The sequence below is a fragment of the Bradyrhizobium sp. USDA 3650 genome (assembly GCF_054057395.1).
Map to the genome: position 1 here is coordinate 4,297,310 of NZ_JBSRZG010000001.1, position 13,252 is coordinate 4,310,561.

The following is a 13,252-nucleotide window of genomic DNA, read 5'->3' on the forward strand; positions in this document are numbered from 1 at the left end:
CATTGCGAGCGCAGCGAAGCAATCCAGAATCCTTCCGCCGCGGCAGCCTGGATTGCTTCGCTGCGCTCGCAATGACGGATTACTCGATCACCCGTGCTCGCAAATCGGCATCAGGCACGAAGCACGCATCGTACTTGCCAAAAATGCGGTAGCGGTTGCGCGCAATGAGGCCGTACACCGGGTCGCGCAACGCTTTGGGCACGGCGAACAACGCGCGCACCCAGCTCCAACCAGGGAGCTGCGACAGCACCGTCAGCGCAGCGTCGGATTTCATGAACGCCGCGCCGCCATGAACCACGGCATTGGTGTCGGGATCATCCGGATCGATGCCGAACGCGCGCGCGAACTGGGCGCCATAGTTGGACTGGATCGGAGTGAAGCGAAACCTCTTCCCCGTGTCGCGCGCGGCGACGAAGCGGACCCAGCCCGAGCAAAAAATGCAGACCCCGTCGAACAGGATGACGTCATCGTCAGGCCATTTGGGCATCAGCGATTGTCCAACATCAAAAGCGCGACAAACATCAGCACGATCGCCGGTCCCGTCTTCACCAGTGCACCGAGCGGCTCGATCCAGAGATCCGGCGTCAGGATCGCGGCACCAAACATATAGCCGAGCGAAGCCATGATGCCCGCAACGAGTCCGATCGCGGCGGTGCGGCGGAAGGCGATCAGCACCCCAATGCTCATGTCCATCAGGCTGGTGCCGATTGTGATGGGATCGACCAGCGCCGAGGGAAAATTGTGCGCACTCAGGATGCCGGCCGCGGCACGATAGGACACGAACAACGCGATGAAGCCTGAGACGGACCAGAACGCAACCAGGCTGGCGAAGATCAGCGCCTTGACCAGGAACAGCCGCGCGAACCATTTGTCCTGGATCGTGGCGGGGTGGCGCCCGACGGTCTGAGCCAGTGATTTCGGCGCGATACCTGTGGCGGCGATCCACGCCGAGGGATCACCGCTCACGCCGCGGCGCAGCTCGGCGATGGCCGTGGAGCGCATCGGCGGCATCCAGCCAAGATAGTTGGCGACGTCGCCGCCTTTCGCGCCGAGATCGAGCAGTAAGGACGGCATCGCGACGCGCAGCCAGCCGGCCGTGCCGAATGCGATACGAAACTGCTCGATGACGCCAGCCATTGTGATCGGTTCGACCTGCATCAGGTCCCAGTTCACGGCCTTCACCGATGCGTCGTCGATATCGCGCGCGGCAAGCCAGGCAATGGTGGCGGAAATATCCTCGACAGCAACGGGCTGGAATGGCGTCGTCATCTCCTTCTCCGGCAGGTCGAGCGGGGAGGCCGCAAGCGCGCGGAGCATCGCGCTGCCGCCATAGGCCGACGGCGCGACCACGAAGCCAGGCCGCAGGATGGCGTGGGGAATGCCGGAAGCCGCGATCAAACGTTCGGCCTCGCGCTTTGTCGTTGCAAACGCGGTTCGATCCTTGCCCGCGGTCCCGGGAATCGACATGTGCACCAACCGGATCGCACGGTCGCTGCCGCCAATCGCCTGAAGCAATCGTACAACGAGATCCCGATGCACCGCGTTGGTGTCGCTGCCGGGTCCGTCCTGGAGCACGCCGAGGCAGTTCACGACGACATCGACCGCGTGCTCGCCGAAGAGGTGCGCCAGCGCGGCTACGTCGAGCGAGAGGATCGGCAGCTCGACGTCCAGCGCGCTCATCTTCTGGGCGGGCGACAGGCTGCGCGCCACCCCGATCACGCGAAATCCCTGCGCGCGAAGATCGTCGGTGACGTAGCGGCCGATCAGGCCTGAGGCACCGAGCACGAGAATGGTTCGCTGGCTCATGACCTCCCTCAAAACGGTTTTGCGATCATCAGCCAGAGAATCAGCATCGTGGCGCCGAAGCCGGGGAAACCGAATGCGAACCAGCGGCGAAACAGGACGAAATAGCGCTCCGGAAGCGCGCCACGCTGCTCGGCGGCCTTCCGCGCGAGATCGCGCATCTCGATCTGCATGAAGATCACGGGGATCCAGAACAAGCCAGCAATTGCGTAGAGCGCAAGCGATGCGAGCAGCCAGCGCTCGGCGGCCGACGTTGCCGAGAGCATCATCAGCAGGCCGCCCGTGACCGGCTGGAGGATCACGGCGGACAACGTGAAGATCGCATCCGCGACCACCACCACCGAAGCGGTGCGCGCGATGAACTCCGCGTTATCAGTGCGATGCGCCATCAGCATGAAGAAGGCGATACCGGTTCCGGTGCCGAGGATGACGATAGCGCCGAGCACATGCAGGTATTTGATGAGGAAATACAGCGTCATGGCCTCTTGGTCACCACAGGCTTGGGCAGGTTCAGCCCACGCGCGAGTTCGCCGCTCGCGGCTTTGACGCCGGCCTCGGTTTCGATCATCCAGTGGCCCTCGCTACCGACGGCCGGTGTCGTGCGGAAGTCGACCCTGCCACCCCCGCCGCGAAACGCATCGACCAACGCAAGCGAAAATGCCGGTGCAAAGTAGCTGTCATTGGCGGCAACGAGCCACGTGACGGGGATGCGCGCGGCCTTGCCGAACTCAGCCGCCGCCGCGAGAAGCGTATGCGGCGCGCAGATCCGGTTCGGCTCGTCATTGGCATGGCCGCCGCGGCCCGGCGCAATGGCGATGATGGCGGAGATCGCCTTCGGATCGGCATTCGCGAGCGCCAGCGCGCCCCAACCGCCGGCGGAATGTCCGATCACGATTGCGGCGTCCTTGCGGATAAAATCCTGCTTTCGCACATCGTCCAGCGCGAGCGCGATTTCGTCGGCCGTTGCGCGGCCCGAGCGCACGTAGTTCGCCTCGTCGCAGCCACCCTGGTCCTCGACATAGCGGCCGCCTGTTACGCCATGGCCGAGCCGTTGCGGCACCAGCACGGCGAAGCCGCGCGCGACGAGGAACGCAGCGAGTGCGCGGTATTCCGGCTGTGGCGTTTGCGCGCGCCGCAAGCCATTTTGCGTCGAGGCATGCGCGATCACCGCAAGCCGGAACGGGCCGGCACCCGGCGGGCGAAACAGCAGGGCATGAGCGGCGATGTCGGTATCCGGCGACGGCACGCGCCATTGCTGCCGGCGAAACGGATCGCCCTCCGCTCCGGACGAACCAAAAATGACCTGAGCGCACACGGGCGGCGCAGTCAGCAAGGCCAGCAGAGCCGGAAGCACGAGAATGTTGAGAAGCCGCATGAATGGCCGGAGGCGAGAAACTGCGACGGTCACACTAGTAGGAACGAATCAATATCGGCAGACTTTCTGCGTTGCCATTGCCGTTCATTCGTTGCCGCAAAGCAGTTTTGCACCGACGCAGAGCACCCCGATGCCATTCGAATCGGCGTCTTGTCTTTTTTCGGTACAACATGGTTCAAATACTGATGCAGAAAGTCCACAGGTTAACCGATAATTAAGGATAGGTCTTGCCGCCGGCGCGGCGACTTGGTTTGATCACGTCCATGAGCACAACCCTGATCGAGGTCCGGCCGGCCAAAGCCGCAGATGCAACTGCGGTGGCGTCCACCCATGACGAAGCCTGGCGCTCCGCCTATCAGGGCATCATTCCCGGCGCCGAACTGGAAAAGCTGATCAACCGCCGCGGTCCGCAATGGTGGGACAGCGCGATCCGCAAGGGCAGCCGCGTCAGCGTGCTGGTGTTCGGCGACAAGATCGCGGGCTACGCCAATTACGGCCGCAACCGCGCCCGCAGCCTGCATTTCGACGGCGAGGTCTACGAGCTCTATCTGCGTCCCGAATTCCAGGGTTTGGGCTTTGGCCGCCGTCTGTTCACTGCGGCCCGCCGCGACCTGATGCAGAGCGGCCTGAAAAGCATGGTGGTGTGGGCGCTCTCGGACAACGATCCGGCCACCGAGTTCTACCGCGCCCTGGGCGGCCGCATGGTGGCGCGCTCCTCGGAGCGTTTCGGGCCGAAATCGCTCGACAAGGTTGCCTTCGCTTGGACCAATTGAGCTGCTGAAGTCCGGCCGGCAGCATATCCCTTCCGTCGATACCGCTGCCTTTTGAGCCGGTGATCGCCGGATTCATTATTTCACAAAAACGCGATGGATCGGCGGGCCAAGCCCGCGTATGACAGCGCCAAAATCGCTGCCGGGTGCGATTTAACCTCGGCAACAACGGAGCCTTGAATGCGTATCGATGCGATCTCGATCGGGAAGAACGTACCCAACGACATCAACGTCATCATCGAAGTCCCCGTGGGCGGCGAACCGATCAAATACGAGATGGACAAGGAAGCCGGCACGCTGGTGGTCGACCGCTTCCTCTACACTCCGATGCGTTACCCCGGAAACTACGGCTTCATCCCGCACACGCTGTCCGATGACGGCGATCCCTGCGACGTCCTCATCATCAACACCCGCGCCATCATCCCCGGCGCCGTCATGAGCGTGCGCCCGGTCGGCGTGCTGTTCATGGAAGACGAAGCCGGCGGTGACGAGAAGATTCTGGCGGTGCCTTCGTCCAAGCTCACCCAGCGCTACGACAAGGTGAAGTCGTATTCCGACCTGCCGGACATCACGCTCCAGCAGATCCAGCACTTCTTCGAGCACTACAAGGATCTCGAACCCGGCAAGTGGGTGAAGATCCTGCGCTGGGGCGGCCCCGAGGATGCGCACAAGCTGATCCTCGAAGGCATAGATCGCGAGAAGAAGAAGAAGGCGTAAAGCTACCGCGTCGAGCGATGGTGCGCTCCCTCGCCCCGTTCTTACGGGGAGAGGGTTGGGGTGAGGGGCTGCTGCCGCATAAACGGCAACAGTCGGACTCGCGGAGAGCCCCCTCACCCGATCGCTTCGCGATCGACCTCTCCCCGCAAGCGGGCGAGGTGAAGAAAACCTACACCGCCGGTTTCGGCAGCCCTGCAATCGCGCAGGCCGCGCGCAACGTGTTCACCAGCAGGCAGGCGACTGTCATCTGACCGACGCCGCCCGGCACCGGCGTGATGGCGCCGGCTACGGTGAGCGCTTCCTGATAGGCAACATCGCCGACGAGACGCGTCTTTCCGTCGTCCTTCGGGATCCGGTTGATGCCGACGTCGATCACGGTCGCCCCCGGCTTCAGCCAGTCGCCGCGCACCATCTCGGACTTTCCGACCGCGGCGTAGACGAGGTCTGCGCGCTTCACGAGCCCGGGCAGGTCGCGCGAGCGGGAATGCGCGATGGTCACCGTGGCGTTCTCGTTCAGCAACAGCTGCACCAGCGGGCGGCCGACGAGGTTGGAGCGGCCGATGACGATGGCGTTCATGCCTTCGAGCGAAGCATGCACGCTCTTGGTCAAAATGATGCAGCCGAGCGGCGTGCAGGGCGACAGCGCCTCGAAACCGCCGGCGAGGCGGCCGGCATTGTTCGGATGCAGCCCATCGACATCCTTGGCGGGATCGATGGCATTGACGACGGCCTCGGTATTGAGGCCCTTGGGCAGCGGCAATTGCACCAGAATACCGTGCACGGCGGGATCGCGGTTGAGTTTTGCGACCAGCGCCAGGAGATCTGCCTGCGAGACGTCGGCCGGCAGTTTGTGCTCGAACGAGGCCATGCCGGCGGCCTGGGTCTGGGTGTGTTTCGAGCGGACATAGACCTCGCTCGCGGGGTCGCTGCCGACCAAGGCCACCGCAAGGCCCGGTACCAGATTGTGCTCGCGTTTGACGCGTGCGACCTCGTCCGCGACCCGGGCGCGAAGTTCCGCAGCGATGACTTTTCCGTCGATGATCCTGGCGGTCATGTCAGTTCCCTCAATCAGTCGATTTGGCTGATGCGAGCTGGCGCAGGGCTTCGCCAAGCCGCGCCGGATCGCCGTCGACCGCGATCTGCTTCAGCCGCGAGGTCGCTCCCGACAGGAGTTTGACGCTGGCCTTGGGCACGCCCAGCGATTTCGCCAGCAGCACCAGAACTGCCTTGTTGGCCTCGCCGCCATCGGCAATGGCGCGCACACGCACCTTGAGCACGCTACGGCCATCGGCTAGCTGCTCGATCCCGTCGATGTCGTCGCGGCCGCCGCGCGGCGTTACCCGCAGCGCGATGCTGATTCCTGCGGACCCGTAACGCCAAGGTTCCTTGATGACAAGGTTCTTTGGCAATCCAGGACGCTCCAGCCTGCTAGATCACGTTCGGGTAGATGTAATACAGGATCACCCGCTCGATGAACATGATGAGCAGGATCAGGATGATCGGCGAGATGTCGAGGCCGCCGAGGCTGGGCAGGAAATTGCGAATCGGCGCCAGGACCGGCTCCGTGATTCGGTACAGGAACTCCGCCACCGCCGACACGAACTGGTTGCGGGTGTTTACGACGTTGAAGGCGATCAGCCAGGACAGGATCGCGGACGCGATCAGCAGCCAGACGTAGAGGTCGAGCACGATGATGACGATGTCGAGAACGGCACGCATGGCTTTTAAAGACTCTGGCTTCGGTCGGGATTGACGTCTTTTGCTAGATATCGGTTCCCCCCGGTCCAAACAAGGGAAGTCGGTGCCGGGATGGCTAAAACCGGGTTACAGCCGTCCTTGACTTGACCTTGGCGGGGACTTAAATGGCGCCCGGTTGTCGGCCGCATTGACCAGAGCGGCCTACAAAAGGGGCCATAGCTCAGCTGGGAGAGCGCGTCGTTCGCAATGACGAGGTCGGCGGTTCGATCCCGCCTGGCTCCACCAGCCTTCGCTCGCTTCGCGAGCTACGGCTAGGCAAGCCCGGAAGGTCTCTCGCAGCGAAGTGAGCGAAGGCTGCCGCGCCATAGCCCGAAGGGCGACGGCGGGCTCCATCCGAATCCCTCCCCCTACTTCCCCGTAAACCTCGGCGGCCGCTTCTCCATGAAGCTTGCGACTCCCTCCCGGAAATCGCTGCCGTTCAGCGCCACCATCATGTCCCGGTTGGCCGCGATCGTCGCCTCCGCCAGCGTCTGGAACGGCACCTCGTAGAGCTGCCGCTTGATCACGGCCATCGCGCTCGGCGAGACGAAATCGGCGAGGTCGCGCGCATAGGCATAGGTCTCCTCGCGGAGTCTTTCCGGCGAACAGAGCCGGTTGACCAGCCCGATCCGCAACGCCTCGTCACTCGAAACGCGCCGCGCCGAGAGCAACAGATCCATCGCGTTGGCGTGGCCGACGATTCGCGGCAGCATCCAGCTGATGCCGTGCTCGGCAATCAGGCCGCGCCGCGCAAAGGCGGTGGTGAACACGGTGTTGTCGGCGGCAAAGCGCAGGTCGCAATAGAGCGCGTGGACGAGGCCGATGCCGGCGGTCGCGCCGTTGAGCATGGCGATGACGGGCTTTCCGATCGAGGGATAGAAGCCATAGCGCGTCTGCCAATCGGGCCGCCGGTTCATGTCGAAGGGCGGAAGGTTCGACGCGCGCCTGACATCATCGGGGTCGAGCCCCTTCAATGCGTCCATGTCGGCACCGGCGCAGAAAGCGCGGCCCGCGCCGGTGATGACGATGACGCGGACATTGTCATCGGCGCTCGATGCTTCCATTGCATGGCGCACGTCGCGCTCCATGATGGGCGTCCACGCATTCATGCGGTCGGGACGGTTGAGCGTGATGGTCGCGACCTTGTCGCTGACATCATACAGAATGTGTTCGTAGGCCATGGCGCTCTCCCTTTGTTTGCCGGCACGCGTTCGCGCGCGCTCGTTGACAATGAGCCTAGCATACAAACGGATGAGAAGAGCTTGCGCCAAGGACCTGCGTTAAGGACCTGCTAAGGCGCGATCACTCGGCGGCTTGCGCCAGAACCGGCCGGCGGGTCAGCCAGCCGTCGATGAAGTGATCGAGCCAGGCGCGTTCGGCGGCATCGTAGACGGCACGATCTGCGAAATGATGATGCCGCTGCCGCGCGCCGGGCGCGCTGAGGCCGTCATAGCCGCGCGTGGTCCAGCGATGCATCATTGCGTAGGTCACATCAGGATGAAACTGCACGCCGAAAGCGTTGCCGGTGCGGAACGCCTGCACCGGAAAATCATCGCCTTCCGCAAGCAGTTCGGTGCCGACCGGCAGTTCGAAGCCTTCGCGATGCCAGTGATAGACCCGCGCCGGCCAATTCGGGCAGAGCCCGTGTCCCGCGGGTGTCGGGCGGATCGGGTAGTAGCCGATCTGGGTCAGCGCATCCGCATGCGGCGCGACGCGGGCCCCTAACTGCTTCGCCAGCATCTGCGCGCCGAGGCAGATGCCGAGAAAGGGCCGCTGTTCGCGGAGCGGAATTTCGATCCAGTCGATCTCGCGACGGATGTAGTCGTCGGGGTCGTTTGCGCTCATGGGACCGCCGAAGACCACTGCGCCCGCATGCTGGTCGAGGGTCTCGGGCAGCGGATCGCCGAAACGGGGACGGCGGACGTCGAGGCGATGGCCGAGCGCGCGCAGCGCATTGCCGACGCGGCCGGGCGTCGAGGATTCCTGATGCAGGATGATCAGAACCGGCAACCGGGTTTCGGAGGCGGCGACGTTCGGCGTCCTTCTGGGGAAGGGCACCACTTCTGCGCCACCAAACCTGTTCGTCCGGAACGACATGGTCTCTGCGAGTGCTATCGGTTCAGACCGCCAGCATAACTAAGCGATCGTTAATTTCGTGTGAGTTTGCGCACACACACGCCCGATAGAAAGCAAGCTCCGGGCCACGACGGACCGAGAGCTCTCTTTACTGTCTTTGCCTCTGAAACCGGCTGGTAGCCGACAGGATGAAGCCGCGCGGGAAGAAGCGCAGCGCAAATGGCACGACCTTGATGCCCAGACCAGGGAGCACTGCCCGCTTATTGGCCATCAGCCCGCAATAGGCCTGCCGTGCGACATCGGCGGCAGGAACATTGAGAAGGGCCGTATCATGGCCGGACCCGACGCCGGCGCGCGCCTGGAATTCGGTGGGCACCGGGCCCGGGCAAAGGACGGTGACGCGAACGCCGTGCGGTGCAAGCTCCGCCCGCAAGGCCTCGGTGAAGGAAATGACATAGGCCTTGGACGCGTAATAGACCGCCATGCCGGGGCCGGGCAGATAGCCCGCGACCGATCCGACGTTGAGAAGACCGCCCTTGTTCCTGATGAGCTGATCGGCAAAGCGCAGCGACAGATCCGTCAGGGCCCGGACATTGACATCGACGATGCCGAGCTGCTCGACGCGGTCGCGCTCGATTGCGTCACCGAATACGCCGAAGCCGGCATTGTTGACGAGATTGTCGAGCTCGACGCCTTCAGCGGCGAGTGCGGCCGCGATCTTCTCGCCGGCATCCGCGTCCTCAAGATCGCAGGCGATCACGATCGGCTTCTTGCCGCCCTTGGCGGCGAGCTCGTTCGCGAGCGCCTCGAGCCGGTCCGCGCGTCGCGCCGTCAGCGCAAGACGATGTCCGTTCGCGGCGAACACACGCGCCAGCTCCATGCCGATGCCCGCCGAGGCACCGGTGATCAACGTTACCCGCTCAGTCACGATCGAAGTCTCTTGAATTGAAGTTTTTTGGCCCCGCAATGCTGGAACCAGAGCATAGGCCGAGCGCGACAGGCAAGCGGCGCTGACAGCATGGCCACTTGAGCGGGTGACAGGGGGCGAAAAAAACCGGGATTTTACGGACGAATCCGGAGTCGAGACGGCCGGGGGCTACATTAAAGTTTCGTCATGTGTCGCCACAACCGTCAATTGGCGGTGCTGGCAGAGATCACCCACCGAGCGCGCTGTCCTTGACCTGACCACCGGCACGATCTGCGACCGCGTGCTTCAGGTCGATCCGGTCGCGCTGGGCGATCCCGAGCAGGTCCGAGGCGCGCCAGACCACATTGTCCTCGAACTCCGTGACCTGGCCGTCGGCGTAGACCAGCTCCCACATCATCTGGACGATCCGCTTGCGGCCCTCTTCGTCGAGCGAGCGCATCATGACGCTGGTGAAGTGATAGAGGTCGACCGCCTCACCCTCGACCTCCGTCGCATCCGCGATCAGACGATCGGCAGTGCCGCGATCGAGCCCAAAGTGGCTTTCGATCAGGCTGTGCAATTTGCGCTGCTCGGCAGCCGTCGGCTGGCCGTCCAGCGAGATCACGTGAACCAGCAGCGCGGTCGCCGCCAGCCGGTAATCACTGTCACCGAATGCGCGGTCCTGGGCATGGGGAGCAACAATGTCGGCGATGAATTGGCGCAGGCCGTCGAGCATAAGGTCCTACCGAAATCGATGAAGCCGCAGAGCGCGGCCGCTACCAGCATTATATGAGCAGGAAACTCAACCGGCGCAACGTGCGTCAGTTCCGCGCGCTGCATTACGTTTCGGCAATCTGGAGCGCTGTGATTTTGGAGTAGGGCAAGGCAAGTGCGCACATGTCGTCCCGGCGAAGGCCGGGACCCATAACCACAGGCTGCGGTTTGGCGAAGGCTTTGGCAACGACCATCCAGCCCGTTTCGGAAATCACGCGGTATGGGTCCCGGCCTTCGCCGGGACGACACCCAGTCACGGTATCTCGTACACCACCATCTTGTCGGCGATGCCGCGCAGTGCGGCCTGCTTCTGGATCGGCCTGATCTCGCGCTGCTTGAGGACTTCGGCGACCGCCGGTGCATCCAGCACCGGGCCGGTGATGTGGATCTCCTGCGCGGTCGAGAGGCTCTGCACGCGGGCGGCGATGTTGACGGTCTGGCCGAAATAATCCTGCCGCTCGTTCAGCATCACCGCGAGACACGGACCCTCGTGGATGCCGATCTTGACGATGAGATCGGCAGTGCCGCGCTTTTTGTTGAGCTCGTCCATCGCCGCGCGCATCCGCAAACCCGCTGCGATCGCATGCTCGGGACGGACGAAGGTCGCCATCACGGCGTCGCCGATGGTCTTCACTACCGCGCCTTTCTCGGAGGAGATGATCTCGAGCAGCGCGTGGAAATGCGCGCGCACGAGGTCGAAGGCGGCGAGATCGCCGACGCGCTCATAGAGCGCGGTCGAGCCCTTCAGATCGGTGAACAGGAAGGTCAGCGAGGTGATCTGGAGCCGCTGGTCGAGACTGAGATTGTCCGCCTTGAACACATCACGAAACGTCTGGTTCGACAGCATCCGCTTGGCGGTAAGAAACGGCTTACGCTTGCCGATGAGGTGGTGGAGCGCCTCGGCCGCGATGAACACCGACGGCAGCACGCGCACGCCAGCCTGGTTCTCCAGCGACAGCCGCAGCGGGCCCGGCCGCATGGTCGTGGTTCCCGTCGGCGCCTGCACCCTGTTGTACATGATGGCGAGCTGCTGACGGTCCTTGGTCGGCTCGCCCTGCACGTCGATGAAATGGGCGGCGTGCGTCACCGGTTCGAAGATGATGATGAAGTCGTTCGGCAGCTGCAGCGACATGGTCGCCTTCTCGCCGGCCGGCAGCTCCATCGTATCCAGCGTCACCTCATTGGCGAGCGTCGCAAACGATTCCTTGTTGAAGTCGACGCCGGAGCTCCAGAACACCTGCTTGAAGTACTCCCACACCGGAAGCGTATCGGGATCATGCGCCGCAATGCGCCGGACACGTGAATTGACGGTGAAGGAGACTTCGACCTGGTCATCGACGGAGGCCTTATAGCCGCAGGCGCACAGCGCGCAGTGATAATCGTCGGGCTTGAGCGCCTTCAGGGTCGAGTGCGCCCCCAACACGCCGCCGCAGCCCGGGCACAGCACATTCCAGCCCAGATCGAATAGACCGAGCCGCGCCGAATGCAGGAATGCCGAGATCGCGTGCTCTTCATCGAGACCGTGCTGCTTCGCGAAATCGAGGACATTGACGCGGTTGAGCTCGTGATCTTCGCCATCGTCGATAAGGCGCGCGATCGCGTCGACCACTTTCGCATCCGCGGTCTGCTTCAGAACGGAAAACTGGGCCTGAATGTCGCTCATGGCGTAACTCTATCTGGTGTGGATCACGCCGTCGGCCAAGCGAACGCCTGTCACCGACGCGTGATGCGGAACAGCGGCGAACGGTCCGGCTGGGTCGTGACGACGCCGAGCGGAATGACAGGGCTGGTATCGGCAAGCTCGACACGGAACGCGCCGATCAGCCGGCCCAGCGCCAGCACGGATTCGGCTTGCGCGAATGGCGCGCCGATGCAGACCCGCGGACCCGCGCCAAAGGGCAGATAGGCAAACCGATCGGGCGCTTCCGTCGACATGAAGCGTTTTGGAATGAACGCGTTCGGCTGATCCCACAGCTTCTCGTGCCGGTGCAGCAGCCACGGCGCGATCATGATGATGTCGCCCTTGCCGATCGCGACGCCGGCCGCGTTGTCCTTCTCGCGCGCGGCCCGGGCGATCAGGAAGGCCGGCGGATAAAGCCGCATGGTCTCCTCGATCGCGGCGCGGGTGAACTTCTGGCGATCGATATCGGCCATGCTGTCGAGATGTTCGCCACGGGTCTCGGAGGCGATCTCCTCCTGCGTATCCGGATCGAGCGCGAGCAGATAGAGCGCCCAGAATAGCGCGGTGGCCGTGGTCTCGTGGCCCGCGAGGATCATGGTCGCGACTTCGTCGACGAGTTGCTCGTCCGAAAAGCCCTTGCCGGTTTCGGGGTCGCGCGCCTCGTCCATGAGGTCGAACAGATCGCGCGGCGGCGCGCCCTCCTTCTTGCCCATCTCACGCCGCTCGGCGATCAGCATCGCGACGAATTCGGTCCAGCGCTTGCGGAAACGGGCGCGGGCAAAATCCATCGGGCTCGGCCAGGACAGCGGCAGCACCATGTCAAGCAAGTACGGCCGCCCAAGCCGGGCTCCATACTCCATGACAAAGTTGCGCAAGGTCGGGCCATGGCGATCCATGCCGAACGAGAACATGGTGCGTCCGGCGATCTCCAGGGTCATGCGCTGCATGATCTCGCGCAGATCGACCGGCTCGCTCGTGCGAGCGTCGAGCTTCGCGATGGTCTCGTCGAGCACCGCCGTCATGTGCGGAACGAGATTTGCCGTCGCACGCGGCGTGAACGCCGGTGCGAGAGTGCGGCGCTGAAACGTCCACGAATGGCCCTCCGCAATCAGAAGACCGTCGCCGAGCACGGGACGAAGCATGCGGATGCCCGCGGGGGTGCGCGAATAATTCTCGTAATTGCTGAGCAGGACGTGCCGGATCGCATCCGGCCGGTTCAGGATGAAACTGTTGCGGAAGAAGAAGCGGCCCTCGATGACGTCTTCCTCGTAGGCGCGCTGCCCCCAGGTCGCGATCATGTTCCGCTTGATCACGGCAAGCCGGCCGAGGAACGACATGTCGTCGGGCGCACGGGGCGGCGTCGGAGGGACGATGGGCCGACGCACGCTGGCGATGTTCATGGCTCGCTCCCG

Annotated in this window: 15 protein-coding genes and 1 tRNA gene; 3 read left to right on the top strand and 13 right to left on the bottom strand. The window is 63.8% G+C overall.

Features of this window, described 5'->3' with window-relative positions; all coding sequences use genetic code 11:
- Nucleotides 1–79: 79 nt before the first annotated feature.
- From ACVIN2_RS20000 to ACVIN2_RS20015, 4 genes are read right to left on the bottom strand one after another with little or no spacing between them, the layout of a single operon-like run.
- Nucleotides 80–487: a thiol-disulfide oxidoreductase DCC family protein gene (locus ACVIN2_RS20000; RefSeq protein WP_456766854.1), complete on the bottom strand. Its 408-nt coding sequence runs from the start codon at nucleotides 485–487 to the stop codon at nucleotides 80–82.
- A complete protein-coding gene (locus tag ACVIN2_RS20005; protein WP_456766855.1) occupies nucleotides 487–1,806 on the bottom strand; it encodes a DoxX-like family protein in 1,320 nt (439 codons plus the stop codon). Before ACVIN2_RS20005 ends, ACVIN2_RS20000 begins: the two co-directional genes overlap by 1 nt.
- 8 nt (nucleotides 1,807–1,814) lie before the next feature.
- On the bottom strand, nucleotides 1,815–2,282 hold the full coding sequence (locus ACVIN2_RS20010; protein ID WP_456766856.1) for a DUF2269 family protein: 468 nt from the start codon (nucleotides 2,280–2,282) through the stop codon (nucleotides 1,815–1,817).
- The gene (locus ACVIN2_RS20015; protein WP_456766857.1) at nucleotides 2,279–3,178 is read right to left on the bottom strand and encodes a dienelactone hydrolase family protein; all 900 of its coding nucleotides are present in this window, start codon (nucleotides 3,176–3,178) and stop codon (nucleotides 2,279–2,281) included. Before ACVIN2_RS20015 ends, ACVIN2_RS20010 begins: the two co-directional genes overlap by 4 nt.
- A gap of 263 nt (nucleotides 3,179–3,441) precedes the next feature.
- Here ACVIN2_RS20015 and ACVIN2_RS20020 point away from each other — a divergent pair, with 263 nt between their 5' ends.
- Together ACVIN2_RS20020 and ppa are read left to right on the top strand one after the other, a co-directional pair.
- Complete coding sequence (locus tag ACVIN2_RS20020; protein ID WP_007598725.1) at nucleotides 3,442–3,951, top strand: GNAT family N-acetyltransferase; 510 nt, start codon at nucleotides 3,442–3,444, stop codon at nucleotides 3,949–3,951.
- Nucleotides 3,952–4,128: 177 nt separating this feature from the next.
- Nucleotides 4,129–4,665 (top strand): inorganic diphosphatase, encoded by a 537-nt coding sequence (ppa, locus tag ACVIN2_RS20025; protein WP_456766858.1) that lies wholly within the window; start codon nucleotides 4,129–4,131, stop codon nucleotides 4,663–4,665.
- 169 nt (nucleotides 4,666–4,834) lie between these two features.
- Here ppa and ACVIN2_RS20030 read toward each other — a convergent pair whose 3' ends face one another.
- Genes ACVIN2_RS20030 through ACVIN2_RS20040 form a run of 3 tightly spaced genes read right to left on the bottom strand, consistent with a single transcriptional unit; the run spans nucleotide 4,835 to nucleotide 6,384 of the window.
- Nucleotides 4,835–5,719, bottom strand: a complete 885-nt coding sequence (locus tag ACVIN2_RS20030) for a bifunctional methylenetetrahydrofolate dehydrogenase/methenyltetrahydrofolate cyclohydrolase (RefSeq protein WP_456766859.1) — start codon at nucleotides 5,717–5,719, stop codon at nucleotides 4,835–4,837.
- Nucleotides 5,720–5,729: 10 nt separating this feature from the next.
- On the bottom strand, nucleotides 5,730–6,074 hold the full coding sequence (locus ACVIN2_RS20035; RefSeq protein ID WP_456766860.1) for a DUF167 domain-containing protein: 345 nt from the start codon (nucleotides 6,072–6,074) through the stop codon (nucleotides 5,730–5,732).
- A gap of 19 nt (nucleotides 6,075–6,093) precedes the next feature.
- Nucleotides 6,094–6,384 (bottom strand): YggT family protein, encoded by a 291-nt coding sequence (locus ACVIN2_RS20040; RefSeq protein ID WP_007598721.1) that lies wholly within the window; start codon nucleotides 6,382–6,384, stop codon nucleotides 6,094–6,096.
- 188 nt (nucleotides 6,385–6,572) lie between these two features.
- Between ACVIN2_RS20040 and ACVIN2_RS20045 the strand changes: the two genes are divergently transcribed.
- Nucleotides 6,573–6,648: transfer RNA gene (locus ACVIN2_RS20045), tRNA-Ala, on the top strand.
- A 122-nt stretch (nucleotides 6,649–6,770) separates the two neighbouring features.
- On the opposite strand, the gene ACVIN2_RS20050 is transcribed toward ACVIN2_RS20045, so the two are convergent.
- From ACVIN2_RS20050 to ACVIN2_RS20075, 6 genes are all read right to left on the bottom strand, one after another.
- Nucleotides 6,771–7,583, bottom strand: a complete 813-nt coding sequence (locus ACVIN2_RS20050) for an enoyl-CoA hydratase (protein ID WP_456766861.1) — start codon at nucleotides 7,581–7,583, stop codon at nucleotides 6,771–6,773.
- A gap of 121 nt (nucleotides 7,584–7,704) precedes the next feature.
- Nucleotides 7,705–8,499, bottom strand: a complete 795-nt coding sequence (locus tag ACVIN2_RS20055) for a glutamine amidotransferase (RefSeq protein ID WP_456766862.1) — start codon at nucleotides 8,497–8,499, stop codon at nucleotides 7,705–7,707.
- Between the two features lie 127 nt (nucleotides 8,500–8,626).
- The gene (locus ACVIN2_RS20060) at nucleotides 8,627–9,406 is read right to left on the bottom strand and encodes an SDR family NAD(P)-dependent oxidoreductase (RefSeq protein ID WP_456766863.1); all 780 of its coding nucleotides are present in this window, start codon (nucleotides 9,404–9,406) and stop codon (nucleotides 8,627–8,629) included.
- Nucleotides 9,407–9,632: 226 nt separating this feature from the next.
- Nucleotides 9,633–10,121: a tellurite resistance TerB family protein gene (locus ACVIN2_RS20065; RefSeq protein WP_456766864.1), complete on the bottom strand. Its 489-nt coding sequence runs from the start codon at nucleotides 10,119–10,121 to the stop codon at nucleotides 9,633–9,635.
- A 291-nt stretch (nucleotides 10,122–10,412) separates the two neighbouring features.
- Entirely contained in the window at nucleotides 10,413–11,822 is a 1,410-nt protein-coding gene (locus ACVIN2_RS20070; protein ID WP_456766865.1) for a DUF5939 domain-containing protein, read from the bottom strand.
- Between the two features lie 50 nt (nucleotides 11,823–11,872).
- Nucleotides 11,873–13,240: a cytochrome P450 gene (locus ACVIN2_RS20075; RefSeq protein WP_456766866.1), complete on the bottom strand. Its 1,368-nt coding sequence runs from the start codon at nucleotides 13,238–13,240 to the stop codon at nucleotides 11,873–11,875.
- Between the last annotated feature and the right edge of the window lie 12 nt (nucleotides 13,241–13,252).

Bases quoted from the DNA above. Each gene is read 5' to 3' on its own strand.
- ACVIN2_RS20055 (WP_456766862.1), bottom strand. From the start codon at position 8,499: ATGTCGTTCCGGACGAACAGGTTTGGTGGCGCAGAAGTGGTGCCCTTC.
- ACVIN2_RS20065 (WP_456766864.1), bottom strand. From the start codon at position 10,121: ATGCTCGACGGCCTGCGCCAATTCATCGCCGACATTGTTGCTCCCCAT.
- ACVIN2_RS20020 (WP_007598725.1), top strand. From the start codon at position 3,442: ATGAGCACAACCCTGATCGAGGTCCGGCCGGCCAAAGCCGCAGATGCA.
- ACVIN2_RS20010 (WP_456766856.1), bottom strand. From the start codon at position 2,282: ATGACGCTGTATTTCCTCATCAAATACCTGCATGTGCTCGGCGCTATC.
- ACVIN2_RS20050 (WP_456766861.1), bottom strand. From the start codon at position 7,583: ATGGCCTACGAACACATTCTGTATGATGTCAGCGACAAGGTCGCGACC.
- ACVIN2_RS20040 (WP_007598721.1), bottom strand. From the start codon at position 6,384: ATGCGTGCCGTTCTCGACATCGTCATCATCGTGCTCGACCTCTACGTC.
- ACVIN2_RS20075 (WP_456766866.1), bottom strand. From the start codon at position 13,240: ATGAACATCGCCAGCGTGCGTCGGCCCATCGTCCCTCCGACGCCGCCC.
- ppa (WP_456766858.1), top strand. From the start codon at position 4,129: ATGCGTATCGATGCGATCTCGATCGGGAAGAACGTACCCAACGACATC.
- ACVIN2_RS20070 (WP_456766865.1), bottom strand. From the start codon at position 11,822: ATGAGCGACATTCAGGCCCAGTTTTCCGTTCTGAAGCAGACCGCGGAT.
- ACVIN2_RS20015 (WP_456766857.1), bottom strand. From the start codon at position 3,178: ATGCGGCTTCTCAACATTCTCGTGCTTCCGGCTCTGCTGGCCTTGCTG.
- ACVIN2_RS20005 (WP_456766855.1), bottom strand. From the start codon at position 1,806: ATGAGCCAGCGAACCATTCTCGTGCTCGGTGCCTCAGGCCTGATCGGC.
- ACVIN2_RS20000 (WP_456766854.1), bottom strand. From the start codon at position 487: ATGCCCAAATGGCCTGACGATGACGTCATCCTGTTCGACGGGGTCTGC.
- ACVIN2_RS20030 (WP_456766859.1), bottom strand. From the start codon at position 5,719: ATGACCGCCAGGATCATCGACGGAAAAGTCATCGCTGCGGAACTTCGC.